This window comes from Blastococcus sp. SYSU DS0828, from assembly GCF_054050975.1.
The window spans coordinates 13,938-40,319 of record NZ_JBJHAK010000031.1 but is presented as its reverse complement, the minus strand read 5'-3'; the positions used below and the strand labels follow the sequence as shown (position 1 = coordinate 40,319).

Sequence of the window (26,382 nt, the reverse complement as noted above, 5' to 3'; positions counted from 1 at the left end):
GCGCCGGGGGCGCGACAGCCCGAGGGAGTCGACCACCCCCCCCCCCCCCCCCCCCCCCCCCCCCCCCCCCCCCCCCCCCCCCCCCCCCCCCCCCCCCCCCCCCCCCCCCCCCCCCCCCCCCCTCGGGTCGTCAGCCGGCCGCGGTCGGGTTCCCGGGGGTGAACAGCCACTGGTGGAACAGCTCGTCCAGCTGCTGCCCGGACACCTTCTCCGCGAGCGCGACGAACTCCTCGGTGGTGACCGTGCCGCCGGCCTGGGACGCCACCCACTCCCGGACGATCGCGAAGAACGCCTCGTCGCCCACCTCGGTGCGCAGCGCCTGGAGGGTCATCGCGCCGCGGTAGTAGACGGCGATGTCGAAGAGGTTCTCCGTGGCCGGCCCCGGGTCGCCGATGGTGAGCTCCCAGAACTCCGGCGGGGCGCCCGCGGCGATGGCGTCGAACTCCTGCTGCGGGCTGGACAGCCCTTCGCGCTCGAGCCAGAGCCACTCGGCGTACGTGGCGAACCCCTCGTTGAGCCAGATGTGCCGCCACTCGTCGATGCGCAGGAGGTCGCCGGTCCACTGGTGGGCCAGCTCGTGCACCACCACGAGGTCGCCGCTCACGGCGTCGGAGAAGAACGCCGACGCGTAGATCGGACGGGTCTGCGTCTCCAGCGCGAACTGGAACTCCGGGTGGTCGTCGACGATGCCGCCGGAAGCACGGAACGGGTACGGCCCGAAGACGCCGGAGAGGAAGTCGGTGATCTCCGGCTGCCGGGCCAGCGACCCCTCGGCCACCTCACCGACGGAGGCGCCCCCGGACCCCGGGTCGAGCTCCATGGTGAACAGGTCGGGGTCCAGCGCGTCCCAGTACCGGATGCCGTCGGCCCGGTACTCGCGCAGGTCGAACTCGCCGATCGCCAGCGTGACCAGGTAGGTGGCCATCGGCTCCTGCGCGCGCCAGTCCCAGGTGGTCCACCCGTGCGCGGTGCGGGTGCCGCGGAGGACGCCGTTGGAGACGGCCTCCAGGCCCTCCGGGACCGTGGCGCGGACGGTGACCGAGGCGGCGTCCCGGGGGTGGTCGTTCGCCGGGAACCAGGTGGCCGCGACGTCGGGCTGGCCGGCCACGATCGCGCCGTCGTCGGTGTGCATGAAGCCGGAGGTGCCGAACGCGTCGGTGATGGTCTGCGGAACGCCGTCGTAGGTCACCGTGGTGGCGAACCTCTGCCCCGCGCGGGGCGCCTTGGCGGGGGTGACGGTGAGCTCGCCGCCCTCGCGCGCCCAGGCCGCGTCGCTGGAGCCCACCCGCACGGACCGGACCTCCATGCCCTCGAGGTCGAGGTTGAAGCTGGAGAGGTCCTGCAGCGCCCGGGCGGTGATCGTCGCGACCCCGTGGAGCACGTCGGTCGCCGGGTCGTACCGGACGTCCAGGTCGTAGTGCACGACGTCGTACCCGCCGTTCCCGTCGAGCGGGAAGTAGGGATCCCCGAGGCCGGGGGCGCCGGGGGACCCCGTGCGGGGCGGGTCGTCGCCGGCGGACGCGGTCCCGGCGCCGAGGCCGAGCGCCACCACCGTCGTCATGGTCAGGATCGAGAGTTTCCGGGACATGGCTGCTCCTCCGAGCCGTCGCGGGTCTCCTGTGCGCGGAGACGGCGACGGTAACGGCTCGGTGCGGGCGCGATTCTCCGCGCCGACCCGCCGTGGCACCCCCGCCGCGTGGGACCACCGAGCGGTCACACGCGGTCGCTCGCTGCTACCGGCGGCCCGGCTCAGCGGTCGTCGGTCCCCGGCCGGCCGGGTAGAAGTGGGGGATGACGACGACCGCACCGCACGCGACCCTGGACCCGGACTCGGGCGTCGGTCGGCGGCACGGCCGGGAGGGCATCCTCAAGTACACCGAGAGCCAGACCGTCGCCGTCCAGCGCGGGCTGCCGGTGGGGCCGGTGCCGGGGCTGCGGCTGGAGCGCTACGCGACGGTGGTGACCGCCGGGCTCCGGGCGCTCAAGCGGCTGCCGTTCCGCAGGTGAGCCCCTCGCCGCCCGGTGTCAGATCCAGCCGTGCCGGCGGGCCTCGGCGACGGCGGCGTGCCGGTTCGGCGCCCGCAGCTTCGCGGCGGCGGCGGAGAGGTGGTTGCGGACCGTGCCGGGGGAGAGGTGGGCGCGCGCGGCGATCTCCTCCACCGGCGCGCCGCCGGCGGCGAGCTCCAGGATGTCGGCCTCGCGCGGGGTCAGCGGGCTGTCCCCGGCGCTGATCGCCTCGGCGGCGAGCTCGGGGTCGACGTACCGGCCGCCGGAGTGCACCGTGCGGACGACGGTGGTCAGCACCCCGGCGTTCACCGTCTTCGGGAGGAACCCGCGCACCCCCGCCTCGAGCGCGCGCTTGAGGTGGCCCGGTCGGCCGTGCCCGGTGACGATCACCAGGCCGCAGCCGGGAAGGAACGCGGCCAGGTCGGCGGCGAGCGAGATGCCGTCGCGGTCGGGGAGCTGCAGGTCGAGGACGGCGACGTCGGGGGAGTGCGCCCGCGCCATGGCCAGCGCCTCGGCCGCGGAGGCCGCCTCCGCGACGACGTCGAGGTCGTCCTCCAGGGCCAGTAACGCGGCCAGCGCCGAGCGGATCAGGTTCTCGTCGTCGGCGAGCAGCACGCGGATCACCGGCGCACCGCCACCGGCACCGTGGCCTCCAGCGCGAAGCCGCCGTCCGCCGGCCGCGCCCGGAGTCGGCCGCCGAGGGCGGTCAGCCGTTCGGCGAGCCCGGTGAGGCCGTTGCCCCACTCCGTCCCGGGCGCGTCCGCACCGTCGTTGACCACGGTCAGTCCTGCCTCCTGCTCGGTGACGGTCACGGTGATCGTGCACCGCGATGCACGGCTGTGCCGCAGCACGTTGGTCACCGCCTCGCGCACCACCCAGGCGAGCGCGCTCTGCAGGTGCTCGGGCAGCGCCGTCCCCGCGTCCTCGCCCGAGACGCTGCAGGCGACGCCGGCCGCGCGGAGCACCGAGCGGGCGCCCGCCAGCTCGCCGCCGAGGTCCGCCGAGCGGTAGCCGCGGACGACCTCCCGCACCTCCCGCAGCGACCCCTCGGCGATGCGGCTGATGTCGTCGAGTTCCTCGGCGGCCCCGGGCTGACCGCGCCGGACGAGCGCGCCGGCCAGCTGGCTCTTCACCGCGATGGTCGAGAGGTCCCGGCCCATGACGTCGTGCAGGTCGCGGGCGAACCGCAGCCGCTCCTCGGCCACCGCCAGCTGCAGCTGGACCTCCCGGCTGCGGGCCATCTCCTGCACGACGTCGAGCACCCAGACGGAGAACCGGAAGGCGAGCACCACCCCGATGACCGCCAGGGTGAGCGCGGTCCCCTGCGCCACCGCCGCGGGGGCCGGCGTCCCGTCGAGGTAGGCGGCGAAGCCGCTGAGCACCCCGATGGTGAGCGTGTGCGGCAGCAGCTGCCGGGTGGTCCAGACCGTCGCGCACGCGGTCAGCACCGTGCCCAGGGGCAGCGCCACCGACCACGGCACGGCGGGCGACGGCTCCCCGGTGCCGAACGCCCAGGCTCCCGCCGCCGCCATCAGCCCCGCGGCGGCGAAGGCGCCGAGGACCGTGCGCCGGGGCAGCGGCTCGCCGCGGCCGTGCGCGGCCAGACCGCGGCGGGTCACCACCACCCCGCCGACCGCCGTGGCGACGGACCCGGCGAAGAACAGGCCGACGGCGAGATCCGGGACCGGCTCGGCGGCCGCGCCGAGCACCGCGACGGCGAAGAGCGGGATCGCGCCGAGGAACGTGTAGAACGACCACCGCGTGTAGAGCTCGATGCGCTCGGGGTCGGAGCGGCTGCCCCACCAGCGGGTCACGGTCGGCACGGCGCCCATGCTGCCCGACCGGCGCGCCGTCGCCGGGCTCACCGCCGTGGCGCCCAGCGGAACCCCCGCCGGGCGAGCACGCCGGCGACGACGAGCCAGCCCGCGAGCACCGCCAGCGGCAGCGTCGCCGCGCTCCACGCGCCGGCCCAGTCCACCGCCTCGCCGCTCCAGGTCTGCCCCGCCAGACCGAGCTGGCTCAGCTCGACGGCCGGGGTGAGCGGCAGGAACCGGGCCGCGGTGGCGAGCGGGTCGGGCAGCACGGACAGCGGGAAGAACAGCCCGGACAGCGTGGTGGAGACCAGCAGCAGCGGGAGCGCGGTGATCTGCGCGCTCTCGGGCGTGCGGGTGAACGCGGTGCTCGCGGCCGCCAGCAGCAGCATCAGCGCGCCGCCGCCGATCAGTGCCACCAGCGGCAGGACGACGTCCACCGGCATCGCCCACTCGCCGAGGACGGCGATCCCGGCGCCGACGAGGACCACCTGGCCCACCGTGATCAGCAGGGTCGGTGTGGCGGTCCCGAGGATCACCTCCGCGCCGGTGAGCTCGCCGGTGCGCATCCGCTGCAGGACCAGGTGCTCCCGGCGGGCGACGAACGTGGTGAGCAGGTTGGTGTAGGTCAGGAAGACCAGCATCACGCCGATCGCGCTGACCAGCAGCCGGGGGCCGACCGGGACCGCGCCGTCACCGAAGCCGAGCAGCGGGACGGCAGCGACCAGCAGCAGCGGCAGCACCGCCGAGTTCACCACGGCGGTGCGGTTGCGCAGGTAGAGCCGGGTCTCGGCGCCGGCGAGGGCGAGGGTGCGCCGGAGCCGGCTCGGCCCGGCGGGCGACGTCGTGGACGGGGCGGTGGACGTGGGGGCGGGCATCAGGCGCTCCTGCTCTCGGGGGCGGATCGGTCGGTGATCGGGGAGGCGCCGTCGGCGACGGCCAGGAAGGCCTGCTCCAGGGAGGCCGACCGCGCCTGCAGGCCCGCCAGCTGGACGTCGTGGTCGGCGGCCCAGGCCAGCAGCGTGGTCAGCGCCGCCTGGAGGTCGCGGGTGTGCAGCTCGACCCGGGGAGCGGGGGCGACGAGCCGGGTACCGGGCAGCGGCGGCAGCGGGGGAACGTCCCGGTCGAGGGTGAAGCGGACGGTGGCCGGCTGGGCCGCGGTGATCTCGACCGGGGTGCCTTCCAGCTCGATCCGGCCGGCGCGCAGGATGGCGATCCGGTCGGCCAGCTCCTCGGCCTCCTCGAGGTGGTGGGTGGTGAGCACGACCGCCGTCCCGCCCCGCACCATCTCCTGCACCAGCGACCACACCGTCCGCCGGCTCTCCGGGTCCAGGCCGGTGGTGGGCTCGTCGAGCACCAGGACGCGCGGCCGGCCCAGGAGGGCGAGGGCGAGGTCCAGGCGGCGGCGCTCGCCGCCGGAGAGGCTGCGCACGCGGACGTCCGTCCGGCCGGTCATGCCGACCTGCGCGAGCGCCTCGTCCACCGGGCGCGGGGACGTCAGGGTCCGCGCCCAGGTGGACACCGTCTCGCCGACGGTGAGATCGCCGGGCAGGCCGCTGCTCTGCAGCAGCACCCCCAGGTGCGGGCGGACGGCGGCGGGCTCGCGGTGGGGATCGGCGCCCAGGATCCGCACGGTGCCCCCGTCGGGCCGGGCCAGCCCCTCCAGCACCTCCAGCGCGGACGTCTTGCCGGCGCCGTTGACGCCGAGCAGCGCGAACACCTCGCCGGGGTGCACCTCGAAGGAGATGCCCCGGACGGCTTCGAAGTCGCCGTAGCGCCGGCACAGGTCCACGACCTCGACCGCCGGTGGCGCGTCCGGCCGCGGTCCTGGCCGGGCGCGGGGGGAGTGGTCGACGGTGGTCATGCAGAACCTCCTCGGCGCGCCCCGCCGGCCGCCGTCGGGCCGGTTCTCCGGGTCGCACCCCCCACGTTGCCGCCCGGTCGGGCGCTGCACAGGTGCCGTCGTTCACGACCTGCGCCGCCGTCCGCACGCCCGACCCGTGACGCGTGTCATGGTCTGGCACGACGGCGGGCCGTCGTGCACGGTGACGGTCGGGGTGCCGGGCGGCGGTCGCAGCCGCCGTGACCGGCGAGGGCCGAGGAGGCGATGTGGAGGATCTGGCCGCCAGGGCCCTGGCGGGGCTCATGATCGGGTCGGGTGCCGGCCGCACCGTCGTCCCCGGGTACTTCCGGGGGCTCGTGCCGCCGTGGGTGCCGGCGCCGAGTGCGGCGGTCGCGGTCAGCGGCGCCGCCGACGTGCTCGCGGGGGTGCTGCTCACCCGTCCCGCCACCCGCCGGGCGGGAGCCTGGCTGGCCGCCGCCCTCGTCACCGCGTACCTGCCGGCCCACCTCGACCCGTTGCGCCGCGCGTCGACGGCGACCCGGCTGTTCGACCGGCGGCCGGGCATCGCCGCGCGGCTGCTGGTGAACGTCAGCTACATCGGCTGGGCGGTGGCTGTCGCCCGCGGTGCGGAAGGCCGCAGTCGAGGACGCGGCGCGCCTCGGTCAGCACCGCGGGGCTGAGCACCGGCGCCCAGGCCTCGGCGAGGCGGCGGAAGTACGCGCCGTGCTGCTCGACGAACCCGGGGGCGTGCTCGGCGACGTCGAGCTCGTTGACCAGGCTGAGGTCGGCGAAGGCGCGCAGCTGCGCGCCGTCCAGCCGCTCGACGTCGCGGGTCCGGCGATCGTGCAGGAGACCGGTCGACGCCAGGTCCTCCCACGTCCGGTCGCGGTCGCAGCTGCCGTACCGATGGACCAATGCCTCCGCGGCCGCACCGATGATCGCCGCCAGCAGCGGCCGCTCGTCGTCGGCGAGCAGCCGGACGTCGAACCCGTCGGTGCCGTACACCGCGTGCGCCCGGCCGGCGAGCTGCACGTCGGGGGTGGCGCCCAGCCGGGCGAGCGTTCGCTGCACCCGCTCCAGGTGCGCGGCCAGCGTGCAGCCGGGATGGCCGATCTCCTCGGCGCCGCGTGCGCGGAGCAGCGCAGCCAGGCGCTCGTCGGGAATGGTCATCACCGGACCGTAGCCACGCCGCCGATGACCGGCGATGAGCACGATCACGTGTGGGGGCGGGACCGCTCCGGGTAGGGCCGCGCCAACGCGCCGCCCGGTCCCCGGTCCCGGTGTCGACGATCGGAGGAGCACCGTGGAGGACCAGGAGCAGGACCGGAAGCGCGCGGAGCTGGGCGAGACCGACGTCCCCGCCGAGGACGAGGTCGCCGAGGCGTTCGAGAAGATCGTCAGCGAGGGTGCGCAGCGCCTGCACCGCCGGTGGCGGGAGGTGCTGGCAACGGGGCTGGCCGGCGGGCTGGAGATCGCCGTCGGCGTGCTCGCCCTGCTGGCGGTCCTGGAGGCCACGGGCAGCGAGCTGCTCGCCGGCCTGGCGTTCAGCATCGGCCTGATCGCGCTGATGCTCGGGCGCAGCGAGCTGTTCACCGAGGGCTTCCTGGTCCCGGTCACCGCGGTGTTCGCCGGGCGGGCGAGCACCGCCCAGCTGGCGAAGCTGTGGGCCGGGACGCTGGTCGCCAACCTCGTCGGCGGCTGGCTGGTCATGTGGGTGGTCGTCCTCGCCTTCCCCGAGCTGGCGGACACCGCCGTCGAGTCGGCGGCGCACTTCATCGAGGCGCCGCTGGACGTCCAGGCGGTCTCCCTGGCCTTCCTGGCCGGCAGCGTGATCACCCTGATGACCCGCATGCAGCACGGCGCGCACTCCGAGACGGGGAAGATCGTCGCCTCGGTGATCGGCGGCTTCCTGCTCGCCGGGCTGGTGCTGTTCCACTCGATCCTGGACTCGCTGCTGATCTTCGGCGCGCTGCACGCCGGCGCCCCGTTCGGCTACATCGACTGGCTGGGCTGGTTCTGGTACACCGTGCTGCTCAACATGGCGGGGGGGCTGCTCGTGGTCACCCTGATCCGCCTGGTGCGGAGCAAGGAGCTGATCGAGCGGGAGCGCGCGGCGGTCGCCTCCGGCCACTGAGCAGCGCGCCTCCGGCCGGTCGCGGCGGGCTCCCGCCATCCTGGCGGCGTGATCGAGCTCGACGGTCTGACCAAGCGCTACCGCGCCCGGGTCGCCGTCGACCGGCTGACGATCACGGTGGAGCCCGGCCGGGTCACCGGGTTCCTCGGCCCCAACGGCTCGGGCAAGACGACGACGATGCGGTGCATCCTCGGGCTGGCCCGGCCCACCGCCGGGACGGCGACCGTGCTCGGGCGGCCGTACCGCGAGCTGGCCCACCCGGTGCGGGAGGTCGGTGCGCTGATCGACCCGCGCGCCCGCCACCCGGGGCGCACCGCCCACGCCCACCTGCTCGCGCTGGCGCGGAGCAACGCGCTGCCGCGGCGCCGGGTGGACGACGTGATCGAGCTGGTCGGACTGGGGCCGGTCGCCCACGAGCGGGTGCGGGGCTTCTCCCTCGGCATGGCGCAACGGCTCGGCATCGCCGCCGCCCTGCTCGGTGACCCGCAGGTCCTGCTGCTCGACGAGCCGGTCAACGGGCTCGATCCGGAGGGGATCCGGTGGGTGCGCGAGCTGCTGCGCGACCTCGCCCACGAGGGGCGGACGGTGCTGGTCTCGAGCCACCTGATGAGCGAGATGCAGGACACCGCCGACCACCTCGTCGTCCTCGGCCGTGGCCGGCTGCTCGCCGACGTCCCGATGGGCGAGCTGCTCGGCGCGCACGTCGCCGTCCGGGTGCGCAGCCCGCAGGCCCCGCTCCTGGCGTCGGCGGTGCAGCGCGCCGGCGGCTCGGTCGAGCTGGAGATCGACGGGTCCCTGCGGGTCGACGGGCTGGCGGCCGCCGAGGTCGGGGACCTCGCGCACGACCTCGGCGTGCGGCTGCACGAGCTCAGCCCGGTCGCCACCTCCCTCGAGGAGGCGTACCTGGAGCTGACCGGCGACGACGTCGAGTACCGGGCGGTCACCCCGTGAGCCGCGGCGTGCCGTTCTCCGCGGTCGTGGGCAGCGAGTGGACCAAGCTGCGGTCGACGCGCTCCACCTGGTGGTGCTCGGCGCTGTTCGTGCTGCTGGCCGGCGGCGCGGGCTGGCTCGCCGCGGCCACCACGCAGGCGGCTCCGCGCGCGGACCTCGCGGTGAGCTCGGCGCTCACCGGGTTCGGCTTCGGCCCCGTGCCGCTGGTGGTCCTCGGCGTGCTGGTGGTCAGCAGCGAGTTCCGCACCGGGCTGGCGCTGGCCACCTTCACCGCGGTGCCGCGCCGAGGTCGGCTGCTGCTCGCAAAGACCGTCGTCGTCGTCGCCTGGAGCGTGCTCCTCACCGCGGTCGTGGCCGCCTTCTGCCTGCTGGCCGCCACCCGGCTCACCGCCGTCCCCGGCGGCATCCCGCCCACCGATGCCGATGTGCTGCGCCAGCTGTGGCTGCAGGTCGCCGGGGCGGCGCTCACCGGGGTGCTCGCCGTCGGCCTGGGGGCGGTCCTGCGCTCGAGCGCCGGCGCCCTCGGCGCCGCGCTCGCCCTGGTGCTGGTGCTCCCGCCGGTGCTCGCGATCGCCGGCACGGAGCTCAGCGTGCGGGTCTCGCGCTGGCTGCCGGCGTTCCGGGTGGGGGAGGACGCCTTCCTCGCGGCGGCGACCTCGTGGCAGACCGGCCTGCTCGTGGCCGGCGCCTGGGCGGCGGCGGCCTGGCTGCTGGGTGCGGCGCTGCTGGTGCGCCGCGACGTCTAGCTCCGCACGGCCCGGCGGATCGCCGACACGTACCGGGCGGTGGCCACCCGCTGGAGCGCCAGGCTCAGCGGACCCGCCAGCCGGGCGGCGGGCGAGGCCAGGCGGAAGAAGACCCGGATCGTGTAGACGACGTCCCCGTCGTCGGTGAGCCGGACGGTGAACCGCTCCTCGCCGCTCTCCGGGTGGCCGGGCAGCGTGCCGTAGGCGAAGCCCCGCTCGTTCCCCTCGGTGGCGGCCCACACGACGCGGCAGGGGATGTCGTACCCCAGCCGCGGCAGCCCCGCGGTCAGGACCACGACGGTGCCCGGTACGCCGGCCGGCCCCGAGGCGCGGATCCGCAGGCCGGCACCGCGCTGCGCCCGCCAGCCGAGCACCGCGGCGGCCGCCCGCTCGAAGGCCGCCGGCCCGGTGCCCACGACCGCGGAGTGCTCCGCGTGGTGGTAGCCGGCCGGCAGCGCCTCGCCCCCCGTGGCGCCCACCTCGGCGTAGGTGAACGGCGCCTCGGCGAGCAGTGCCGGATCGGTCGCGCGCAGGAGGCCCACGTCCCCAGTGTCCCGTCCACCCGCTCCCGCTGCCGGGTGCGGTCAAGGGGCCCGCGGTGCCGCGAGCGCCGCTGCGGCTCGGCGACGCGGACGGGTACCTCCGCGTCGGGCACGACGCGGGCAGCCGCACCGGGCGTAGGTTGACCCCACTGTGCTGCCCGCTGTCACCGCCACCCGCTACGTCACCCCGCTGCGCGAGGGTGGGTCGCTGCCCGGGCTCATGGAGGCCGACGACCTGGGCACCTACGTGGTGAAGTGGCGCGCGGCGGGGCAGGGCGTGAAGGTGCTGGTCGCCGAGGTCGTCTGCGCCGAGCTCGCCCGGGCGCTGGGGCTGCCGGTGCCGGCGCTGGTCACCGTCGACGTCGTCCCCGAGCTGGCCGTGGGCGAGCCCGACCACGAGGTGCAGGAGCTGCTGCAGCGGTCGGCCGGTCGCAACCTCGGGCTGGACTACCTCCCCGGCGCGCTGGACTTCGAGGCCGGCGCCGACGGGGTCGACCCGGAGCTCGCCGGCCGGGTGCTGTGGTTCGACGCGCTGATCGGCAACGTCGACCGCTCCTGGCGCAACCCGAACATGCTGTTCTGGCACGGTCGGCTGCAGCTGATCGACCACGGAGCCGCGCTCACCTTCCACCACCACTGGCCGGGGGCGGCAGCGGCAGTGGCCCGGCCCTACGACGCGTCCGCGCACGCCCTGGTCGAGTGCGCCCCCGACGTGCCCGCGGCCGACACGGCGCTGGCCCGCCGGGTCACCCGGGAGCTGCTGGACCGCGTGCTGGCGCAGGTGCCCGACGAGTGGCTCGACGACCCGCAGGCCGGTGCCGCGCCCGACGCCGTACGGTCCCGGTACGTCGAGCAGCTGCTCGCCCGGCTGGACGCCCGCGCGGCCTGGCTGCCCGGGGTGGTCGCCGCGGCCGCCGCCGGGGGAGCGGGCCGCCGGCGGGCGCCGCGCGGGGAGAACCGGCCCGCGTGGCTGGGGCCGCCGCCGCCGGAGGGGATCAGCCAGCGATGAAGGACACCTTCGAGTACGCGGTGCTGCGGGTGGTCCCGCGCGTCGAGCGGGGGGAGTTCCTCAACGCCGGCGTCCTCGTCTACTGCCGGCAGCGCGACTACCTGGGCTCGCGGCTGCACCTCGACGTCGACCGGTTGCGCGCGCTGGACCCCACCGCCGACCCGGTGGCCATCGGCCGGGCGCTCCAGGCGGCCGCGGACGTCTGCTCGGCCGATCCGGGCGTCGGTGCGGCCGGTCGGGAGGCGCTCGGGGCCCGGTTCCGCTGGCTCACCGCGCCCCGCAGCACCGTCGTCCAGCCGGGCCCGGTGCACACCGGCCTGACGGCCGACCCCGACGCCGAGGCCGACCGGCTGCTGCGCGTGCTGGTGCTCCCGGTCGAGGGCTGACCCCGACCTCGGCTGCGGTCGGGCAACCGCCGGCGGCTCCGGCGCGGCCGTCGCGGTGCTGCCCGTCACCGGACGCGGGCCGTCACCCGTCACCCACGGCGCGTGGCGCAAACGGTGGCCAGGAGGTCAGCGCTCGTTCACTGCTCGGTCACGTCGTGGTGGCCGGAGCCGGTTTGGCTTCGCGCGCCCGACTTCCTCTCGACCCAGAGGGTTCTGATGACCGACATCCTCGAGCCGCGCAAGCGCGCGCTGCTGCCCCTGCTCTCCGGCATCCGGCACGGCAGCCGCAGCCACACGACCTGCTTCTACAAGTGCGGCAACGCCTGCGACAGCGCCATCCCCAACCCGACGGACAACCCGACCTTCGCGGCTGTGGTCCAGCAGTCGTTCAGCCGGCGCAACCTGCTGAAGGCGGCCGGCGTCAGCGCCCTGGTCGTCGCGGCCGGACCGGCTCTCCCGGCCGCGGCCCAGACCTCGTCGTCCCGCCGCGGTGGTGCCGCCGACGGGGCCCTGACGTTCCAGCCGGTCCAGCAGAACTTCCTCGACGAGCTGGTCGTCCCCACTGGGTACGCCTCCAGCGTGGTCATGCGCTGGGGTGACCCGGTGCTGCCCGGGGCGCCGCCGTTCCGCATCGACCGGCAGACGCCCGAGGCCCAGGCCAAGCAGTTCGGCTACAACTGCGACTTCATCGGGTGGCTGCCCCTGGACGACCGCAACGCGCTGCTGGTGGTGAACCACGAGTACACCGACGAGCAGCTGATGTTCGCCGGTGTCGCCGACGAGGAGGGCGCGGGCGACATCCCCGACGAGTACAAGCGCGTCGCGATGATGGCGCACGGCATCTCGGTGGTGAAGGTCCGCCGGGAGGGTCCGGCCGGTCAGTGGCGGGCCACGCGGGAGCGCGACCGCAACCGCCGGATCACGACGGACACCCCCTTCCAGCTGACCGGGCCGGCCGCCGGGTCCGAGTACCTGCGGACCAGCGCCGACCCCGAGGGGCGCACCGTCCTGGGCACCCTGAACAACTGCGCGGGGGGCGTCACGCCGTGGGGCACGACGCTGCACGGCGAGGAGAACTTCAACCAGTACTTCGGGACGACGGCGCCGATCAGCGAGGCCACCCAGATGGCGGCGCTGCGCCGGTACGGCGTCAGCGCCGAGGACGTCCCGACCCGCAAGTGGCACACCGTCGACCCGCGGTTCGACCTCAGCAAGGAGCCCAACGAGGTCAACCGCTTCGGCTGGGTGGTCGAGCTCGACCCGTACGACCCCACCTCGACGCCCAAGAAGCACACCGCCCTGGGGCGCTTCAAGCACGAGGGTGCCGATGTGCGGATCGCCGAGGACGGCCGGGTGGTCGCGTACTCGGGCGACGACGAGCGCTTCGACTACATCTACAAGTTCGTGTCGAAGAAGAAGTACCGGGAGGGCACCGACCGGGCGACGCGGCAGCACAACATGACCCTGCTGGAGGAGGGCGACCTCTACGTCGCCCGCTTCACCGGCGACTCGCCGGCCGCCGAGATCGACGGCAGCGGGCAGCTGCCCGCCGACGGGGAGTTCGACGGGGTCGGGCACTGGATCCCGCTGGTCAAGGACGGCCGGTCGATGATCCCGGGCAAGGACGTCGCGTGGGTCCTGGTCTTCACCCGCCAGGCCGCCGACCGGCTGGGCAAGCTGCTCGACGAGAACGGTGACTTCCCGGACCCGGACAACGTCCAGGTCATCGATCCCTCGAAGGTGCCGACCAAGATGGACCGGCCCGAGGACATCCAGACCAACCCGGTCAACGGCCGGGTGTACGCGGCGCTGACCAACAACTCGAACCGGACCGGTCAGAACGGCCGGCCGGGGGCGGACGAGGCGAATCCGCTCACCCGCTCCTGGGCGTTCGTGCCCGCCGACGACGAGGCCGGCACGCCGGCGAGGTTCGAGGAGCGGCCGGGCAACCGCAACGGGCACGTCATCGAGTGGGAAGAGGTCGGGTCGGCCACCGGGGAGACCTTCAACTGGCGGATCTTCCTCCTCTGCGGCGACCCGGAGTACCCCGGCACGTACTTCGCCGGGTACGACAAGTCGCAGGTCAGCGCCATCTCGTGCCCGGACAACCTGGAGTTCGACCCGGCCGGCAACCTGTGGATCTCCACCGACGGGAACGTGCTCTCCACGCGGAACCAGGAGGCGGGCACCATCGGGGGCACGAACGACGGGCTCTTCGCCGTTCCCACCCAGGGCCCGGAGCGCGGCCACCTCAAGGCGTTCCTCACCGTGCCCATCGGCGCCGAGTGCAGCGGGCCGATGATCCCGTCGGACGGCCGGTCGGTGTTCGTCTCCGTGCAGCACCCCGGTGAGACGACCGGCTCCACGGTGGAGAACCCGTCGAGCCGGTGGCCCGACATGCAGGCGTACCGGCCGTTCCCGCGGCCGAGCGTCGCCGTCGTCTACCGCCCGGACGGTGGCCGCATCGGCAGCTGAGAGGAGCGCGAGCCCCGCACCGGTCCGGTGCGGGGCTCGCGTCGTCTCAGGGCAGGAGGGCGTCGATGCGGCGGGCCAGCTCCAGGTCCAGCTCGCTCACCCCGCTGGCGGAGTGGCTGACCAGCGTCAGGTGCAGGCGCCGGAACCGCAGGTCGACGTCCGGGTGGTGGTCCAGCTCCTCCGCGACGTCCGCGATCGCGACGATCGCGGCGACGGCGGCGCGGAAGCTCGGCAGCTCGACGGTGCGGCGGATGCCGTCGACGTCCCCCGACCACAGCGGGAGGGCGCGGAGCGCGGCGGCGAGCTCGTCAGGGGAGAGGCGGGGTGGGCGCGGCATCCGCCCATGGTGACGTGAGGGAACGGCGGCGACGTACTGGAACGGCCTCGTCCCCGGGGCCCGCGGCGCGGGGAGGGACGAGGCCCTTCCAGGGGTGGTTCCTCAGAGGTGCAGGCCGCACTCGGTCTTGGTGGAGCCGGCCCAGCGCCCGGCCCGCGGGTCCTCGCCCGGCGCGACCGGCCGGGTGCAGGGCGCGCAGCCGATCGAGCCGTAGCCGATCTCGAACAGCGGGTTCACCGGGACCTGGTGCTCGGTCGTGTAGGCGTCGACGACGTCCTGGGTCCAGGCCGCCATCGGGTTGACCTTCACCATGCCGCGCTTGGCGTCCCAGTCGACGAGCCGGGTGCCGGCGCGCGTCGGCGACTCGTCGCGCCGCACGCCCGAGCCCCAGGCCGTGAACCCGGCCAGCGCCTGCGCCAGCGGCTTCACCTTGCGCAGCTCGCAGCAGAGGTCCGGATCCCGGTCGTGCAGCTTCGGCCCGAAGGCGAGGTCCTGCTCCGCCACTGTCTGCGGCGGGGTGACGTTGTGCAGCGTGATCGGCAGCACGCTGCTGACCCAGTCGCGGGTCCCGATCGTCTCGGCGAAGTGGTAGCCGGTGTCGAGGAAGACCACGTTGACGCCGGGGATCACCCGGGAGGCCAGGTGCGACAGCAGCCCGTCGGCCATGGACGACGTGATCGCGAACTGGTCGCCGAAGGTCTCCCCGGCCCAGCGCAGCACGGCCAGCGCCTGCTCCACCGGGTCGGCGATGCCCTCGAAGCGGGCATCGGCGTCGGCGGCGAGTTCCGGTGTCGGTGCGATCGCAGTGGTCATTCCGGCACCCCCGTGGCGAGCAGTCGGACGGTGAACGCACGGAGGCAGGCGCCGCAGCGCCAGCCACCGGCCGACTCCCCGTCGTAGGGGGTCAGCTCCTCGTCCCCGCAGTACGGGCAGTGGAACACCGGCAGCTGCCGGGTCCTTCCCGGCTCCGGCTCCTCGGTCACAGCAGCCAGGCCTCCTCGGCGCGGGAGACGTAGTGGGCGAAGGACTCGCCCGGCGTCCGGCGGTCGAGGAAGCCGCGCAGCACGCGCTCGCAGTAGTCGGCGGTCTCCGCCTTCGTCACCTTGTGCCCGCGGAACTTGCGACCGAAGGTGGCCTCCACCCCGAGGTGGCCGCCGAGGTGGACCTGGAAGCCCTCGACCATCTCGCCGGTGTCGTCGCGCACCATCGAGCCCTTGAAGCCGATGTCGGCGGTCTGGAAGCGGGCGCAGCTGTTCGGGCACCCGTTGACGTTGATGCCGATCGGCACGTCGAAGTCCGGCAGCCGCCGCTCCAGCTCGGCGTAGAGCTCCTGCGCGTGCTGCTTGGTCTCCACGATCGCCAGCTTGCAGAACTCCAGGCCGGTGCAGGCCATCGTGCCGCGGCGGAACGCGCTCGGGCGCACCTGCAGGTCGTGCTCGGCCAGGGCCTCGACCAGCGCCTCCACCCGCTCGTCGGAGACGTCGAGGATGACCAGCTTCTGCTGCGTCGTCGTCCGGATGCGCCCCTGCCCGTACTCGTCGGCGAGGTTCGCGATCGTGGTGAGCAGCGAGCCGGTGATCCGGCCGGTGCGCAGCGCGAAGCCGACGGCGTTGTTGCCGTCCTTCTGCTTGGCGACGCCGACGTGGTCGCGCTGATCGTGCTTCGCGGGGGCGGGCGCCGGGCCGTCGGGCAGCGCCTCCTCCAGGTACTCGTCCTGCAGCACCTGGCGGAACTTCTCCGGGCCCCAGTCGGCCATGAGGAACTTGATCCGGGCCCGGTTGCGCTGCCGGCGGTAGCCGTAGTCGCGGAAGACCGACGTGCAGGCGGCCCAGACGTCGGTGACCTGGTCGGGCCGGACGAAGACGCCGATCCGCTGGGCGAACATCGGGTTGGTGGACAGCCCGCCACCGACCCACAGGTCGTAGCCGGCCTCGCCCGCCTCGTTCACGACGCCGACGAACGAGACGTCGTCGATCTCGGGCTCGGTGCAGTGGTCGACGCAGCCGGACATCGACGTCTTCCACTTGCGGGGCAGGTTGCTGAACTCGGGGCTGCCCACGTACTTGGCGACGGTCTCGGCGATGACGTCGGTGGCGTCGATGACCTCGTCCTCGAGGATCCCGGCCAGCGGGCAGCCGAGCATCACGCGCGGCACGTCGCCGCAGGCCTCCATCGTGGAGAGGCCCACCGACTCCAGCCGCCGCCAGATCTCGGGCACGTCCTCGATGCGGATCCAGTGGTACTGCACGTTCTGCCGGTCGGTGACGTCGGCGACGTCGCGGCCGAACTCGGTGCTGATGCCGCCGAGGACGCGCAGCGCGTCGCTGGTCAGCTGCCCGCCGTCGATGCGCGCGCGCATCATGAAGTAGGAGTCCTCGAGCTCCTCGGGCTCCAGCACGGCGGTCTTGCCGCCGGGGATGCCCTGGGCGCGCTGGGTGTAGAGGCCCATCCAGCGCATGCGACCCCGCAGGTCCCCGGGGTCGATGCCGTCGAAGCCGGTCTTCGAGTAGATGTCGAGGATCCGCTGGCGCACCTCGAGGCCGTCGGAGTCCTTCTTCATCCGCTCGTTGGGGTTGAGCGGTTCGCGGTAGCCCAGCGCCCACTGGCCCTGACCGCGTTGCGGCCGGTTGCTGCTCCGGGTGGGGGTGCTCACGTGGCGTACTTCTTCCTGCGCTCGCCGACCGCCCGGCAGCCGGCCGGGGTGGGAGGCGCTGCTGGTTCGGGACGCAGCGGGACAGCTGCGCGAGGGACCTGGGTCAGCGCGCGGCGCGACAGGCGGCGCTGGAGACGAGCGCCAGGTCGATGTGCAGACGCGCGACGAGGAGACTGCCGCGGTCGGTCATGTCGCGATCCTCCCACATTCCGGGCGGCCCGGTGCAGGGCTCACCCGACGGGGCGGGGAGGCCGCGCCCCGTCGGCCGGTGCGTCGTGGCCGCCCTCGGTCGGCACGGGCTCGCTGAAGGACCGCCACGCGGCGTCGAGCGCGACCAGCTCGGCTGCGTGCGGGGGGAGCTGCCCGGCGACGACGTCGGCCACGGTCACCCCCTCGAGCACCCGGCGGTAGGCCTCGCGGGCGGCGACCCACACCTCGGCCAGGCCGGTGGCGGCGCCGGGGTAGCTGACGTCCTCCGGCCGCTGGCCGTGCACCTCGGCGAGGAAACCCTGCTCCACCCGCATCACGCGGGCGATCGAGATCTCCGACGCGGGCAGGGCCAGCCGGTACCCGCCGTCCCGGCCGCGCTGGCTGGTGACCAGGCGGGCGTGCTGCAGGTCGGCGAGGATGGCCTGCAGGAAGCGGTTGGGGATGTCCTGGGCGGTCGCGATCCGATCGCAGGTCAGCGCCTCCGGGGCCGCCGCGGCGAGCTCCACGACGGCTCGGACGGCGTAGTCGACCCGGGCGTTGATGCGCACGCTGCCCATACTGCCGTGATCTGGGAGAGTGCCCGGGTGTTCCAGCTGCGTTTCACCACCTCGGTGGAGGCGCCGCTGACCGTGGCGTTCGACGTCGCCCGTGTCCTGGGCCGGCCCTGGCCGTTCCCGCTGGCGGAGGTCGTCGCGGTGCGGCCGGAGCGGGACGTGTTCACCGCTGCGGTTGGGTCGGGCGGCTGGGTCACCCACTCGCGCCGCTTCTCCGCCACCGGCGCCGGCACGCTGGTCGAGGAGCAGGTCGCCTGGGAGACCGGGCTGCCCGGCGCGGTGGGAGCCGTCGTCGACCGGGTCGTGCTGCGGCGCCGGGTCGCCCGTGCCATGCGGGCGCACCTGGACGCGTACGCCGCGGCGGCCGCGCTGCGGGCGCGCGAGGTCGTGCAGGTCGTCGGTGCCGCGCTGGTCGAGGGGGACCGGGTACTGGTGGCGCAGCGCTCGGGCGGGCCCTTCGACGGCTGCTGGGAGTTCCCCGGCGGCAAGGTCGACCCGGGGGAGAGCGACCTCGGGGCGCTGGTCCGCGAGTGCGCCGAGGAGCTCGGGGTGGCGGTCGTGCCCGAGTCCTTCCTGGGGGAGGTGCTCCTGGACGGTGTGGTCGGCGGCGGTGCGCCCGGGGCCTCGACGATGCGGGTGTGGGAGGCGCGGATCGCCTCCGGCCGGCCGGAGGCGCGGGAGCACACCGAACTGCGCTGGGTCGGCGCCGCCGACCTCGACGCGCTCGACTGGATCCCCGCCGACCGCCCCCTGCTCCCCGCCGTCCGGGCACTGCTCGCCCGCCGCTGAGCGCCGGCGGGGCCGTGGAGCCGTCTCGCCACCGTCGGAACGGGAACGGGCGCCGCTCCCGGTGGGAGCGGCGCCCGTCGTCGCCGTAGCCCCTGTGCGAGGGGTGCGGAGGCCTTACTTGAAGGCGTCCTTCACCTTCTCGCCGGCCTGCTTGAGGCTGCCCTTGGACTCTTCCTTCTTGCCCTCGGCCTGGAGGTCGCGGTCGTCGGTGGCGTTCCCGAGCGCCTGCTTCCCCTTGCCGGACAGCTCCTCGATCTTGCTCGTCGTCTTGTCCGTGCCGCTCATCGCAGTACCTCCGGTCGTCGGTTGCTCGGAGCGGTCGTACCCGCCCCGACGTTGCCCGACACGCGTACCGGAAAGCCTCCGGTCCACCTGCGCCAGTGGCGGGAGGACCGCCCGCCGGATGCCCTACGAGGCGTGGAAGTTACGGTCAGCGCGCGGATCGTGAGCCCAGGTCACAACTCGATGACGTCCGTGGACACCCTCTCCGGGGCGTGCCTAGGGTCCACCCGTCGCAGTCCCGGTCCTCCCCGGTCCGGCTGCGTCCGGCTCGAGACCATCCAGTCGCCCGCGGGTCGTGGGTCGACCTGTCCGTTCCCCCCGCTCGCGCGGGTCGAGGGAGGCATTGCACGTGAAGTTGAGCAAGCGCAGAGGTGGGCTCGTCGCGGCCGGCGTCGCCGCCGCGATGATGCTGTCCGCCTGTGGTGGCAGCGACGACAACGGCGGCGGCGGCGGCACCTCCGCCGACGGCGGCGGCACCTACAGCATCTACGTCGGCGAGCCGGAGAACGCCCTCATCCCGGGTAACACCACCGAGAGCGAGGGCCACCAGATCATCTCCGGTCTGTGGACCGGCCTGGTGGAGTACGCCACGGACGGCGAGGTGCAGTACACCGGCGTCGCGGAGTCGATCGAGTCCGAGGACAACACCACCTGGACCGTCGAGCTCAAGGAGGGCTGGACCTTCCACGACGGCACCCCGGTGACCGCGCAGTCGTTCGTCGACGCGTGGAACTACACGGCCTACAGCCCGAACGCGCAGGGTGCCTCGTACTTCTTCTCGAACATCCTGGGCTACGACGACCTGCAGGCCCCCACCGACGACGAGGGCAACGTCACCGGTGACCCGGCCGCCGAGGAGATGAGCGGCCTCGAGGTCATCGACGAGAACACCTTCGAGGTGACCCTCGCGACCCCGTTCGCCCAGTTCCCGGTGACCGTCGGCTACAACGCCTTCTGGCCCATGCCCGAGGCGTTCTTCGAGGACCCGGAGGGCTTCGGCAGCCAGCCGATCGGCAACGGCCCGTTCGAGGCGACCGAGGAGTTCGTCCCCGGCCAGGGCTTCACCGTGACCCGGTACGAGGACTACGCCGGCGAGGAGGAGGCCCAGGCCGAGCAGGTGGAGTTCCGGGTCTACGCCGACCTGAACACCGGCTACAACGACCTGCAGGCCGGCAACCTCGACGTCCTGCCGGACCTGCCGCCGGACGCCATCGCCTCGGCGGAGGACGTGCTCGGCGACCGGTACCTGGAGGCCCCGTCCTCCGGGTTCACCTACCTCGGCTACCCGACCTACGACGAGCGCTTCTCCGACCCGCAGGTGCGGCAGGCGCTGTCGATGGCCGTCGACCGGCAGGCGATCTCCGACGCCATCTTCGCCGGCAGCCGCGAGCCCGCCGACGCCTACGTCGCGCCCGTCGTCGACGGCTACCGCGAGGGTGCCTGCGAGTACTGCGAGCTGGACGTCGACCAGGCCAACGCGCTGCTCGACGAGGCCGGCTTCGACCGCAGCCAGCCGATCGAGCTGTGGTTCAACGCGGGCGCCGGCCACGACGCGTGGGTGCAGGCCGTGGGCAACCAGCTGCGCGAGAACGTCGGTGTCGACTACGTCCTGCGGGGCGAGCTCGACTTCGCCGAGTACCTCCCGCTGCTGGACGAGCAGGGCGTGACCGGTCCCTTCCGCCTCGGCTGGAGCATGGACTACCCGAGCCCGCAGAACTACCTGGAGCCGCTGTACTCCACCGCGGCCCTGCCGCCGGCGGGTTCCAACGCCACGTTCTACTCGAACCCGGAGTTCGACGCGCTGATCCAGCAGGGCAACAGCGCCGAGAGCAACGAGGAGGCCATCGAGTACTACAACCAGGCCGAGGACATCCTGCTCCAGGACATGCCGATCATCCCGATGTTCTTCGACGTGGAGCAGGCCGCCCACTCGGAGAACGTCAGCGACGTGGTGATCGACGTGTTCGGCGACATCGACCTCACGCGGGTCACGCCGCAGGGCTGAGCTAGCCGCACCGCACGGCCGCCGCCGGGGACCCCCGCCCAGACCGGGTCGGGCTCCCCGGCGGTCGGCCGCTCGGGCTCGTCCCGCATCATGGACGACGCCTCCGCGCCCGCGACATGGGCGTGGCGCGTCTCGACCGAGGAGCGACATGGGCCGCTACATCGCGCGCCGCTTTCTACTCACGATCCCCGTCCTGGTCGGGGCCTCGTTCCTGATCTTCGCGTTGGTCTACGCACTGCCGGGCGACCCGATCCGGGCCCTGGGCGGCGATCGCCCGCTCGCCCCCGCCGTGGTCGCCCAGTTGACCGCGGAGTTCAACCTCAACGACCCGCTGTGGCTGCAGTACGTCAAGTACGTCGGCGACCTGCTGCAGGGCGACTTCGGCACCGACTTCCGCGGCCGCGAGGTGCTGGACACGATCTCCCAGCGGATGCCGGTCACGGTGAAGCTGGCGCTGGTCGCCATCGCCTTCGAGATCGTCATCGGCATCGTCGCCGGCGTGCTGGCCGGCATCCGCAAGAACGGCTTCTTCGACAACGTGGTCCTGGTGAGCACCACGCTGATCGTCTCGATCCCGATCCTGGTGCTCGCGTTCGTCGCGCAGTTCACCTTCGGGCTCCAGCTGGGCCTGTTCCCGATCGCCGGCATCAACGAGGGCTGGTACAGCTACCTGCTGCCCGGCCTCGTCCTCGCCGCCGGGTCGCTGGCCTACGTCGCCCGCCTCACGCGGACCAGCATCGCCGAGAACATGCGCGCCGACTACGTGCGCACCGCGCGCGCCAAGGGCCTGCCGCGCCGCGACGTCATCGTCCGGCACACGCTGCGCAACAGCCTGATCCCCGTCGTCACCTTCATCGGCGCCGACATCGGCACCCTCATGGGCGGTGCGATCGTCACCGAGACGGTGTTCAACCTGCCGGGCATCGGCCGAGCCGTCTTCGACGCCGTGCGGGCCCAGGAGGGCGCCGTCGTGGTCGGCATCGTGACGCTCCTGGTCTTCGTCTTCATCTTCTTCAACCTGGTCGTCGACGTGCTCTACGCCGTCCTCGACCCGAGGATCCGCTATGAGTGACCCGAAGTTGACGGCCGTCGGTCACGACGAGGCCGGGGCCGGTGCCGTGACCGGCGCGCACGACGAGGAGGCGCAGGCCCGGCAGAACAGCCTCTGGAGCGACGCCTGGCGGCAGCTGAGGCGCAACTTCCTCTTCTGGATCGGCGCCGTGCTCGGCCTGCTGTTCGTCGGCATGGCGCTGCTGCCGACGGTCTTCGCCCGTGGGGTCGACCCGCGGTCGTGCAACCTGTCCAACTCCAACGCCGAGCCGTCGGCGGAGCACTGGTTCGGCTTCGACCAGCAGGGCTGCGACTACCTGGCCAACGTCGTCTACGGCGCCCGGAACTCGCTGATCATCGGCCTGCTGGCGGTCGTGGTGATCCTGGTGCTCGGGGTCCTGGTCGGCGCCATCTCCGGCTTCTACGGCGGCGTCACCGACAGCATCCTGAGCCGGATCGCCGACATCTTCTACGCGCTGCCGCTGATCCTGGGCGCGCTGGTGGTCCTGCGCAGCGGCATCCTCGGCCGGGGCGTGATCGCGGTGGCGATCGCGCTGGCGCTCTTCGGCTGGATGACCGCGATGCGGCTGGTCCGCTCGCAGGTGATCGCGATCAAGAGCTCGGACTACGTCGCCGCCGCCCGGGCGATGGGGGCCTCGGACATCCGGATCCTGATGCGGCACATCCTGCCCAACGCCGTCGCCCCGGTGCTCGTCTACGCCACCATCACGATCGGCATCCTCATCGCCGCGGAGGCGACGCTGACCTTCCTCGGGGTCGGGCTCCAGCCGCCGGCGATCTCGTGGGGTCTGCAGATCAACACCGGGCAGAGCCTGCTGCGCACCGCGCCGCACGCCGTCCTCTTCCCGAGCCTCATCCTCACCCTGACGGTGATGGCCTTCGTCCTCATGGGTGACGCCCTGCGCGACGCCCTCGACCCGAAGCAGCGTTCATGAGCACCGCGTCCACGTCCGTTTCCCCCGGCCCCGCCCGCGGCGCCGGGACACCCGTCCTCGAGGTCGACGACCTGCGGGTGGAGTTCCGCACCGAGTCAGGGGTGGTCAACGCCGTCAACGGCGTGAGCTACACCGTCTCGGAGGGCGAGACCCTCGCCATCCTGGGTGAGTCCGGCTCCGGCAAGTCCGTCTCCGCGCAGGCGATCATGGGGATCCTCGACTCCCCGCCGGCGGAGGTCACCAGCGGCCGGATCGTCTTCCAGGGGCGTGACCTGCTCACGCTGCCGGAGGAGGAGCAGCGCAAGGTCCGCGGGCCGGGGATCTCGATGATCTTCCAGGACGCGCTCTCCTCGCTGAACCCCGTGTACAGCGTCGGCTTCCAGATCGGCGAGATGTTCCGGGCGCACCGGGGCACCTCGCGCAAGGAGGCCAAGGAGCACGCGGTCGAGCTGATGGAGCGCGTCCGGATCCCGGCCGCCAGGCAGCGGGTGAACGACTACCCGCACCAGTTCTCCGGTGGCATGCGCCAGCGCGTGATGATCGCGATGGCCCTCGCGCTGGACCCGCGCATCCTGATCGCCGACGAGCCGACCACCGCGCTCGACGTCACGGTGCAGGCGCAGGTCATGGACCTGCTCAAGGACCTGCAGCGGGACACCGGGATGGGGCTGATCCTCATCACCCACGACCTCGGCGTCGTGAACGAGGTCGCCGACAACGTGGCCGTCATGTACGCGGGCCGCATCGTCGAGCGGGGCACCGTCGACGAGGTGTTCGGCAACCCGGCCCACCCGTACACCGACGGGCTGATGCGCTCCATCCCGCAGGTGGAGGTCAAGGGCGGCCGGCTCCAGCCCATCGGCGGGCAGCCGCCCAACCTGGCCGCCATCCCGTCGGGCTGCCCGTTCCACCCGCGCTGCCCGAAGCGCCGCACCGGTGCGGAGGCCGCCGCGGGTCGCGACTGCGTCGCCGACGCCCCGCCGCTGCGGCTGGTCGTCCCGGGCCGTGAGGCCGCCTGCCACTACAGCGAGGAGGTCCTCGGTGTCTGACGCCAGCTCCGGGAGCAGCGCAGCGGACCTGTCCGCGGAGGCCGACCGGCAGAGGCTGTCCGACGCGGCCGACGCGGCGGCGACCCGCCCGGCGCACCGGCCCGGTGAGGTGCTTCTCGAGGTCAAGGACCTCAAGAAGCACTTCCCGCTCACCCAGGGCATCGTCCTCAGGCGCACGGTCGGCCACGTCCGCGCCGTCGACGGGGTCAACCTGCAACTGCGCCGCGGGGAGACGGTCGGCCTGGTGGGAGAGTCCGGCTGCGGCAAGTCGACGGTCACCAAGATGCTCGTGTCCCTCGAGAAGCCGACCGACGGGCAGATCCTCTACAAGGGTGACGACGTCACGAAGATGAGCGGCCGCGCGCTCAAGCAGTACCGGCGCGAGGTCCAGATCATCTTCCAGGACCCCTACGCCTCGCTGAACCCGCGGATGACCGTCGGGGACATCGTGGCCGAGGGCTGGTCGGTGCACGCCGACGTCGCGCCGAAGAAGGGGCGGCTGCAGCGCACCCAGGAGCTGATGGAGCGGGTCGGGCTCAACCCCGACTTCGTCAACCGCTACCCGCACCAGTTCTCCGGTGGGCAGCGGCAGCGCATCGGCATCGCCCGGGCCCTCGCCCTGCAGCCCGAGGTCATCGTCTGCGACGAGCCGGTGAGCGCCCTGGACGTCTCGGTCCAGGCGCAGGTCGTCAACCTGCTGGAGGACCTGCAGAACGACTTCGGGCTCTCCTACCTGTTCATCGCCCACGACCTCTCCGTGGTGCGGCACATCTCCGACCGGGTCGCGGTGATGTACCTGGGCAGCATCGTGGAGGAGGGCACCGACGCCCAGGTCTACGGCTCGCCCGCCCACCCGTACACGCAGGCGCTGCTCTCCTCCGTCCCGGTGCACGAGCCGCACCTGCGCGGGCTCAAGGAGCGGATCCTGCTGCAGGGCGACGTGCCGAGCCCGGCCAACCCCCCGTCGGGCTGCCGGTTCCGGACCCGCTGCTGGAAGGCCCAGGACATCTGCGCCACCGAGCCGCCGGCCCTGGTCGACCGGGGGCAGGGCCACCCGTCGGCGTGCCACTTCGCCGAGGCGCGCGCGGTCGTCCCCACGGAGGGCTGAGCACCTCGCGCTGGGATCAGGTGACCTGATCCCAGCGCGTCCTCCCTCGCGGTGCACGGTGGGGGAGGACGCCGCACGGTGGGGGAGGACGGCGCTGCGGCCCCCGGCCCCCTCGATGCGGCGACGGCCTCAGGGAGAATGGTCGACCGTGACCGCTGACCGACGACTGCTCCTCGTGCATGCGCATCCCGACGACGAGACGATCAACAACGGCGCCACGATGGCCCGCTACGTCGCCGAGGGCGCCGGCGTCACCCTGCTCACCTGCACGCTGGGAGAGGAGGGGGAGGTCCTCGTGCCGGAGCTGGCCCAACTCGCCGCGGACCAGGCCGACCAGCTCGGCGGGTACCGCATCTGGGAGCTGCGCGGGGCGATGGCGGCGCTCGGGGTCGTGGACGTCCGCTTCCTGGGCGGACCGGGGCGGTACCGCGACTCGGGGATGATGGGCACGCCGGCCAACGACCACCCGCGCGCGTTCTGGAACGCAGACCTCGACGAGGCGGTGGCGCACGCCGTCGCCGTCGTCCGCGAGGTCCGGCCGCAGGTCCTGGTCACCTACGACGAGTTCGGTGGCTACGGCCACCCCGACCACATCCAGGCCCACCGGGTGGCGATGCGGGCGGTCGAGGCCGCGGCCGACCCCGGCTACCGCCCCGATCTCGGCCCGGTCTGGGACGTGGCGAAGGTGTACTGGTCGGCCATGCCGCGCTCGGTGGTGCGGGAGGGCATCGAGGCCCTGGCCGCGCTCGGTGAGGCCTCGCCCTTCGAAGGGCTGGGGGACGTCGACGACGTGCCCTTCGTGGTCCCCGACGAGGTGGTCGACTGCGCAGTCGACGCCCGTGCGTACGCCGACCGCAAGGACGCCGCCATGCGCGCCCACCCGACCCAGATCACCGTCGACGGGCCGTTCTTCGCGCTGTCGAACAACCTCGGCCAGGAGGTGCTCGGCGTCGAGTACTACCGGCTGGTCAAGGGCGAGCGCGGACCCGGCGCCGGGCCGGACGGCCGGGAGGACGACCTCTTCGCCGGTCTGCCCGGGTGAGCCGACGAGGGCCGGTCGCGCGCGCCGGTCTGGGGGTCGCGGCGGTCGTGGTCGCGGCGTGGCTGGCGATCGTGGAGGTGTTCTGGCTGCCGCTGCGGGTCGGTGGCGTGCTGGTGCCCGTGTCGGTGGTCGCGGCGGTGGTGGGCAACCTGCTGCTGGTCCGCGCGGCGCTGTGGCTGAGCGGGTCGAAGGTCGTCGCCGCGCTCCCCGCGGTCACCTGGCTGGTCGTCGCGCTGGCGGCGATGCAGCGCCGCCCGGAGGGCGACCTGCTGCTGGTCTCCGGGGGTGCGCTGGGCGCGGCGAGCAGCGCGTTCCTGCTGCTGGGTGTGCTGGCCGCGGCCCTCGCCGTCGGCCTGGCCCTCGGCACGCCGGTCCGGCGGACCACGCCCGCGGGACCCGGTCGACGGGTCACGTCCGCGGAGCCCACCGGTGGTGCTCGGTGA

29 protein-coding genes are annotated in these 26,382 nt (G+C 73.7%); 16 read left to right on the top strand and 13 right to left on the bottom strand.

Annotated elements, in window-relative coordinates; genetic code table 11:
• Positions 1–130: 130 nt before the first annotated feature.
• Complete coding sequence (locus ACI79Q_RS19045; RefSeq protein ID WP_456599713.1) at positions 131–1,588, bottom strand: M1 family metallopeptidase; 1,458 nt, start codon at positions 1,586–1,588, stop codon at positions 131–133.
• Positions 1,589–1,791: 203 nt separating this feature from the next.
• On the opposite strand from ACI79Q_RS19045, the gene ACI79Q_RS19040 reads away from it, so the two are divergent.
• Entirely contained in the window at positions 1,792–2,007 is a 216-nt protein-coding gene (locus ACI79Q_RS19040; RefSeq protein WP_456615181.1) for a hypothetical protein, read from the top strand.
• Positions 2,008–2,025: 18 nt separating this feature from the next.
• Here ACI79Q_RS19040 and ACI79Q_RS19035 read toward each other — a convergent pair whose 3' ends face one another.
• From ACI79Q_RS19035 to ACI79Q_RS19020, 4 genes are read right to left on the bottom strand one after another with little or no spacing between them, the layout of a single operon-like run.
• Complete coding sequence (locus tag ACI79Q_RS19035; RefSeq protein ID WP_456587270.1) at positions 2,026–2,631, bottom strand: response regulator; 606 nt, start codon at positions 2,629–2,631, stop codon at positions 2,026–2,028.
• On the bottom strand, positions 2,628–3,830 hold the full coding sequence (locus ACI79Q_RS19030; protein ID WP_456587271.1) for a sensor histidine kinase: 1,203 nt from the start codon (positions 3,828–3,830) through the stop codon (positions 2,628–2,630). Before ACI79Q_RS19030 ends, ACI79Q_RS19035 begins: the two co-directional genes overlap by 4 nt.
• Positions 3,831–3,868: 38 nt before the next feature.
• Positions 3,869–4,696 (bottom strand): ABC transporter permease, encoded by an 828-nt coding sequence (locus ACI79Q_RS19025; protein WP_456615180.1) that lies wholly within the window; start codon positions 4,694–4,696, stop codon positions 3,869–3,871.
• Positions 4,696–5,682 carry an ABC transporter ATP-binding protein gene (locus tag ACI79Q_RS19020; protein ID WP_456587273.1) on the bottom strand — a complete coding sequence of 329 codons (987 nt, stop codon included), beginning with the start codon at positions 5,680–5,682 and terminating at the stop codon, positions 4,696–4,698. Before ACI79Q_RS19020 ends, ACI79Q_RS19025 begins: the two co-directional genes overlap by 1 nt.
• Before the next feature lie 245 nt (positions 5,683–5,927).
• Here ACI79Q_RS19020 and ACI79Q_RS19015 point away from each other — a divergent pair, with 245 nt between their 5' ends.
• Positions 5,928–6,341 (top strand): DoxX family protein, encoded by a 414-nt coding sequence (locus tag ACI79Q_RS19015; RefSeq protein WP_456587274.1) that lies wholly within the window; start codon positions 5,928–5,930, stop codon positions 6,339–6,341.
• On the opposite strand, the gene ACI79Q_RS19010 is transcribed toward ACI79Q_RS19015, so the two are convergent.
• The gene (locus ACI79Q_RS19010) at positions 6,250–6,831 is read right to left on the bottom strand and encodes a DUF6817 domain-containing protein (protein WP_456615179.1); all 582 of its coding nucleotides are present in this window, start codon (positions 6,829–6,831) and stop codon (positions 6,250–6,252) included. The two genes, ACI79Q_RS19015 and ACI79Q_RS19010, sit on opposite strands and share 92 nt — an antisense overlap.
• 133 nt (positions 6,832–6,964) lie before the next feature.
• Here ACI79Q_RS19010 and ACI79Q_RS19005 point away from each other — a divergent pair, with 133 nt between their 5' ends.
• Genes ACI79Q_RS19005 through ACI79Q_RS18995 form a run of 3 tightly spaced genes read left to right on the top strand, consistent with a single transcriptional unit; the run spans position 6,965 to position 9,492 of the window.
• A complete protein-coding gene (locus tag ACI79Q_RS19005) occupies positions 6,965–7,795 on the top strand; it encodes a formate/nitrite transporter family protein (RefSeq protein WP_456615178.1) in 831 nt (276 codons plus the stop codon).
• A gap of 48 nt (positions 7,796–7,843) precedes the next feature.
• The gene (locus tag ACI79Q_RS19000; protein ID WP_456615177.1) at positions 7,844–8,746 is read left to right on the top strand and encodes an ABC transporter ATP-binding protein; all 903 of its coding nucleotides are present in this window, start codon (positions 7,844–7,846) and stop codon (positions 8,744–8,746) included.
• Positions 8,743–9,492, top strand: coding sequence for an ABC transporter permease (locus ACI79Q_RS18995; RefSeq protein ID WP_456587278.1), 750 nt, complete (start codon positions 8,743–8,745; stop codon positions 9,490–9,492). Before ACI79Q_RS19000 ends, ACI79Q_RS18995 begins: the two co-directional genes overlap by 4 nt.
• On the opposite strand, the gene ACI79Q_RS18990 is transcribed toward ACI79Q_RS18995, so the two are convergent.
• A complete protein-coding gene (locus tag ACI79Q_RS18990) occupies positions 9,489–10,034 on the bottom strand; it encodes a DUF1990 family protein (protein ID WP_456587279.1) in 546 nt (181 codons plus the stop codon). The genes ACI79Q_RS18995 and ACI79Q_RS18990 overlap by 4 nt on opposite strands.
• Before the next feature lie 151 nt (positions 10,035–10,185).
• Between ACI79Q_RS18990 and ACI79Q_RS18985 the strand changes: the two genes are divergently transcribed.
• The 3 genes from ACI79Q_RS18985 (at position 10,186) to ACI79Q_RS18975 (ending at position 13,904) form a co-directional block, all read left to right on the top strand.
• Positions 10,186–11,043, top strand: a complete 858-nt coding sequence (locus ACI79Q_RS18985; protein WP_456587280.1) for a HipA family kinase — start codon at positions 10,186–10,188, stop codon at positions 11,041–11,043.
• Positions 11,040–11,429, top strand: a complete 390-nt coding sequence (locus ACI79Q_RS18980) for a DUF3037 domain-containing protein (protein WP_456597446.1) — start codon at positions 11,040–11,042, stop codon at positions 11,427–11,429. The genes ACI79Q_RS18985 and ACI79Q_RS18980 overlap by 4 nt, the downstream gene beginning before the upstream one ends.
• 216 nt (positions 11,430–11,645) lie before the next feature.
• Complete coding sequence (locus ACI79Q_RS18975) at positions 11,646–13,904, top strand: PhoX family protein (RefSeq protein ID WP_456599709.1); 2,259 nt, start codon at positions 11,646–11,648, stop codon at positions 13,902–13,904.
• A gap of 46 nt (positions 13,905–13,950) precedes the next feature.
• Here the strand turns inward: ACI79Q_RS18975 and ACI79Q_RS18970 are convergent, their stop codons facing one another.
• The 5 genes from ACI79Q_RS18970 to ACI79Q_RS18950 all read right to left on the bottom strand — a co-directional run bounded on the left by ACI79Q_RS18970 (position 13,951) and on the right by ACI79Q_RS18950 (position 17,661).
• Positions 13,951–14,241 carry a 4a-hydroxytetrahydrobiopterin dehydratase gene (locus ACI79Q_RS18970; protein ID WP_456613077.1) on the bottom strand — a complete coding sequence of 97 codons (291 nt, stop codon included), beginning with the start codon at positions 14,239–14,241 and terminating at the stop codon, positions 13,951–13,953.
• A gap of 102 nt (positions 14,242–14,343) precedes the next feature.
• Positions 14,344–15,054: a phosphoadenylyl-sulfate reductase gene (locus ACI79Q_RS18965; protein ID WP_456587285.1), complete on the bottom strand. Its 711-nt coding sequence runs from the start codon at positions 15,052–15,054 to the stop codon at positions 14,344–14,346.
• Positions 15,051–15,224, bottom strand: a complete 174-nt coding sequence (locus ACI79Q_RS18960) for a hypothetical protein (RefSeq protein ID WP_456587286.1) — start codon at positions 15,222–15,224, stop codon at positions 15,051–15,053. The genes ACI79Q_RS18965 and ACI79Q_RS18960 overlap by 4 nt, the downstream gene beginning before the upstream one ends.
• Complete coding sequence (locus tag ACI79Q_RS18955; RefSeq protein ID WP_456615176.1) at positions 15,221–16,894, bottom strand: nitrite/sulfite reductase; 1,674 nt, start codon at positions 16,892–16,894, stop codon at positions 15,221–15,223. The genes ACI79Q_RS18960 and ACI79Q_RS18955 overlap by 4 nt, the downstream gene beginning before the upstream one ends.
• 230 nt (positions 16,895–17,124) lie before the next feature.
• Positions 17,125–17,661: an RrF2 family transcriptional regulator gene (locus ACI79Q_RS18950; RefSeq protein ID WP_456587288.1), complete on the bottom strand. Its 537-nt coding sequence runs from the start codon at positions 17,659–17,661 to the stop codon at positions 17,125–17,127.
• A 27-nt stretch (positions 17,662–17,688) separates the two neighbouring features.
• Between ACI79Q_RS18950 and ACI79Q_RS18945 the strand changes: the two genes are divergently transcribed.
• A complete protein-coding gene (locus ACI79Q_RS18945; protein WP_456615175.1) occupies positions 17,689–18,447 on the top strand; it encodes a (deoxy)nucleoside triphosphate pyrophosphohydrolase in 759 nt (252 codons plus the stop codon).
• A 114-nt stretch (positions 18,448–18,561) separates the two neighbouring features.
• On the opposite strand, the gene ACI79Q_RS18940 is transcribed toward ACI79Q_RS18945, so the two are convergent.
• Complete coding sequence (locus ACI79Q_RS18940; protein WP_456587290.1) at positions 18,562–18,732, bottom strand: CsbD family protein; 171 nt, start codon at positions 18,730–18,732, stop codon at positions 18,562–18,564.
• A gap of 346 nt (positions 18,733–19,078) precedes the next feature.
• On the opposite strand from ACI79Q_RS18940, the gene ACI79Q_RS18935 reads away from it, so the two are divergent.
• From ACI79Q_RS18935 to ACI79Q_RS18905, 7 genes are all read left to right on the top strand, one after another.
• Positions 19,079–20,734 carry a peptide ABC transporter substrate-binding protein gene (locus tag ACI79Q_RS18935; RefSeq protein WP_456587291.1) on the top strand — a complete coding sequence of 552 codons (1,656 nt, stop codon included), beginning with the start codon at positions 19,079–19,081 and terminating at the stop codon, positions 20,732–20,734.
• 148 nt (positions 20,735–20,882) lie between these two features.
• Entirely contained in the window at positions 20,883–21,806 is a 924-nt protein-coding gene (locus ACI79Q_RS18930) for an ABC transporter permease (RefSeq protein WP_456587292.1), read from the top strand.
• Positions 21,799–22,740, top strand: coding sequence for an ABC transporter permease (locus tag ACI79Q_RS18925; protein WP_456587293.1), 942 nt, complete (start codon positions 21,799–21,801; stop codon positions 22,738–22,740). The genes ACI79Q_RS18930 and ACI79Q_RS18925 overlap by 8 nt, the downstream gene beginning before the upstream one ends.
• A complete protein-coding gene (locus ACI79Q_RS18920; protein WP_456587294.1) occupies positions 22,737–23,789 on the top strand; it encodes an ABC transporter ATP-binding protein in 1,053 nt (350 codons plus the stop codon). The genes ACI79Q_RS18925 and ACI79Q_RS18920 overlap by 4 nt, the downstream gene beginning before the upstream one ends.
• A complete protein-coding gene (locus tag ACI79Q_RS18915; protein ID WP_456587295.1) occupies positions 23,782–24,897 on the top strand; it encodes an ABC transporter ATP-binding protein in 1,116 nt (371 codons plus the stop codon). The genes ACI79Q_RS18920 and ACI79Q_RS18915 overlap by 8 nt, the downstream gene beginning before the upstream one ends.
• A gap of 148 nt (positions 24,898–25,045) precedes the next feature.
• Positions 25,046–25,939: an N-acetyl-1-D-myo-inositol-2-amino-2-deoxy-alpha-D-glucopyranoside deacetylase gene (gene mshB / locus ACI79Q_RS18910; protein ID WP_456587296.1), complete on the top strand. Its 894-nt coding sequence runs from the start codon at positions 25,046–25,048 to the stop codon at positions 25,937–25,939.
• Complete coding sequence (locus tag ACI79Q_RS18905) at positions 25,936–26,382, top strand: hypothetical protein (RefSeq protein ID WP_456587297.1); 447 nt, start codon at positions 25,936–25,938, stop codon at positions 26,380–26,382. Before mshB ends, ACI79Q_RS18905 begins: the two co-directional genes overlap by 4 nt.

What these genes read in the sequence shown, in the direction of transcription:
- ACI79Q_RS19045 (WP_456599713.1), bottom strand. Translation starts at nt 1,588, where the DNA reads ATGTCCCGGAAACTCTCGATCCTGACCATGACGACGGTGGTGGCGCTC.
- ACI79Q_RS19040 (WP_456615181.1), top strand. Translation starts at nt 1,792, where the DNA reads ATGACGACGACCGCACCGCACGCGACCCTGGACCCGGACTCGGGCGTC.
- ACI79Q_RS19025 (WP_456615180.1), bottom strand. Translation starts at nt 4,696, where the DNA reads ATGCCCGCCCCCACGTCCACCGCCCCGTCCACGACGTCGCCCGCCGGG.
- ACI79Q_RS19020 (WP_456587273.1), bottom strand. Translation starts at nt 5,682, where the DNA reads ATGACCACCGTCGACCACTCCCCCCGCGCCCGGCCAGGACCGCGGCCG.
- ACI79Q_RS19010 (WP_456615179.1), bottom strand. Translation starts at nt 6,831, where the DNA reads ATGACCATTCCCGACGAGCGCCTGGCTGCGCTGCTCCGCGCACGCGGC.
- ACI79Q_RS18980 (WP_456597446.1), top strand. Translation starts at nt 11,040, where the DNA reads ATGAAGGACACCTTCGAGTACGCGGTGCTGCGGGTGGTCCCGCGCGTC.
- ACI79Q_RS18975 (WP_456599709.1), top strand. Translation starts at nt 11,646, where the DNA reads ATGACCGACATCCTCGAGCCGCGCAAGCGCGCGCTGCTGCCCCTGCTC.
- ACI79Q_RS18970 (WP_456613077.1), bottom strand. Translation starts at nt 14,241, where the DNA reads ATGCCGCGCCCACCCCGCCTCTCCCCTGACGAGCTCGCCGCCGCGCTC.
- ACI79Q_RS18965 (WP_456587285.1), bottom strand. Translation starts at nt 15,054, where the DNA reads ATGACCACTGCGATCGCACCGACACCGGAACTCGCCGCCGACGCCGAT.
- ACI79Q_RS18950 (WP_456587288.1), bottom strand. Translation starts at nt 17,661, where the DNA reads ATGGGCAGCGTGCGCATCAACGCCCGGGTCGACTACGCCGTCCGAGCC.
- ACI79Q_RS18940 (WP_456587290.1), bottom strand. Translation starts at nt 18,732, where the DNA reads ATGAGCGGCACGGACAAGACGACGAGCAAGATCGAGGAGCTGTCCGGC.
- ACI79Q_RS18930 (WP_456587292.1), top strand. Translation starts at nt 20,883, where the DNA reads ATGGGCCGCTACATCGCGCGCCGCTTTCTACTCACGATCCCCGTCCTG.
- ACI79Q_RS18925 (WP_456587293.1), top strand. Translation starts at nt 21,799, where the DNA reads ATGAGTGACCCGAAGTTGACGGCCGTCGGTCACGACGAGGCCGGGGCC.
- ACI79Q_RS18920 (WP_456587294.1), top strand. Translation starts at nt 22,737, where the DNA reads ATGAGCACCGCGTCCACGTCCGTTTCCCCCGGCCCCGCCCGCGGCGCC.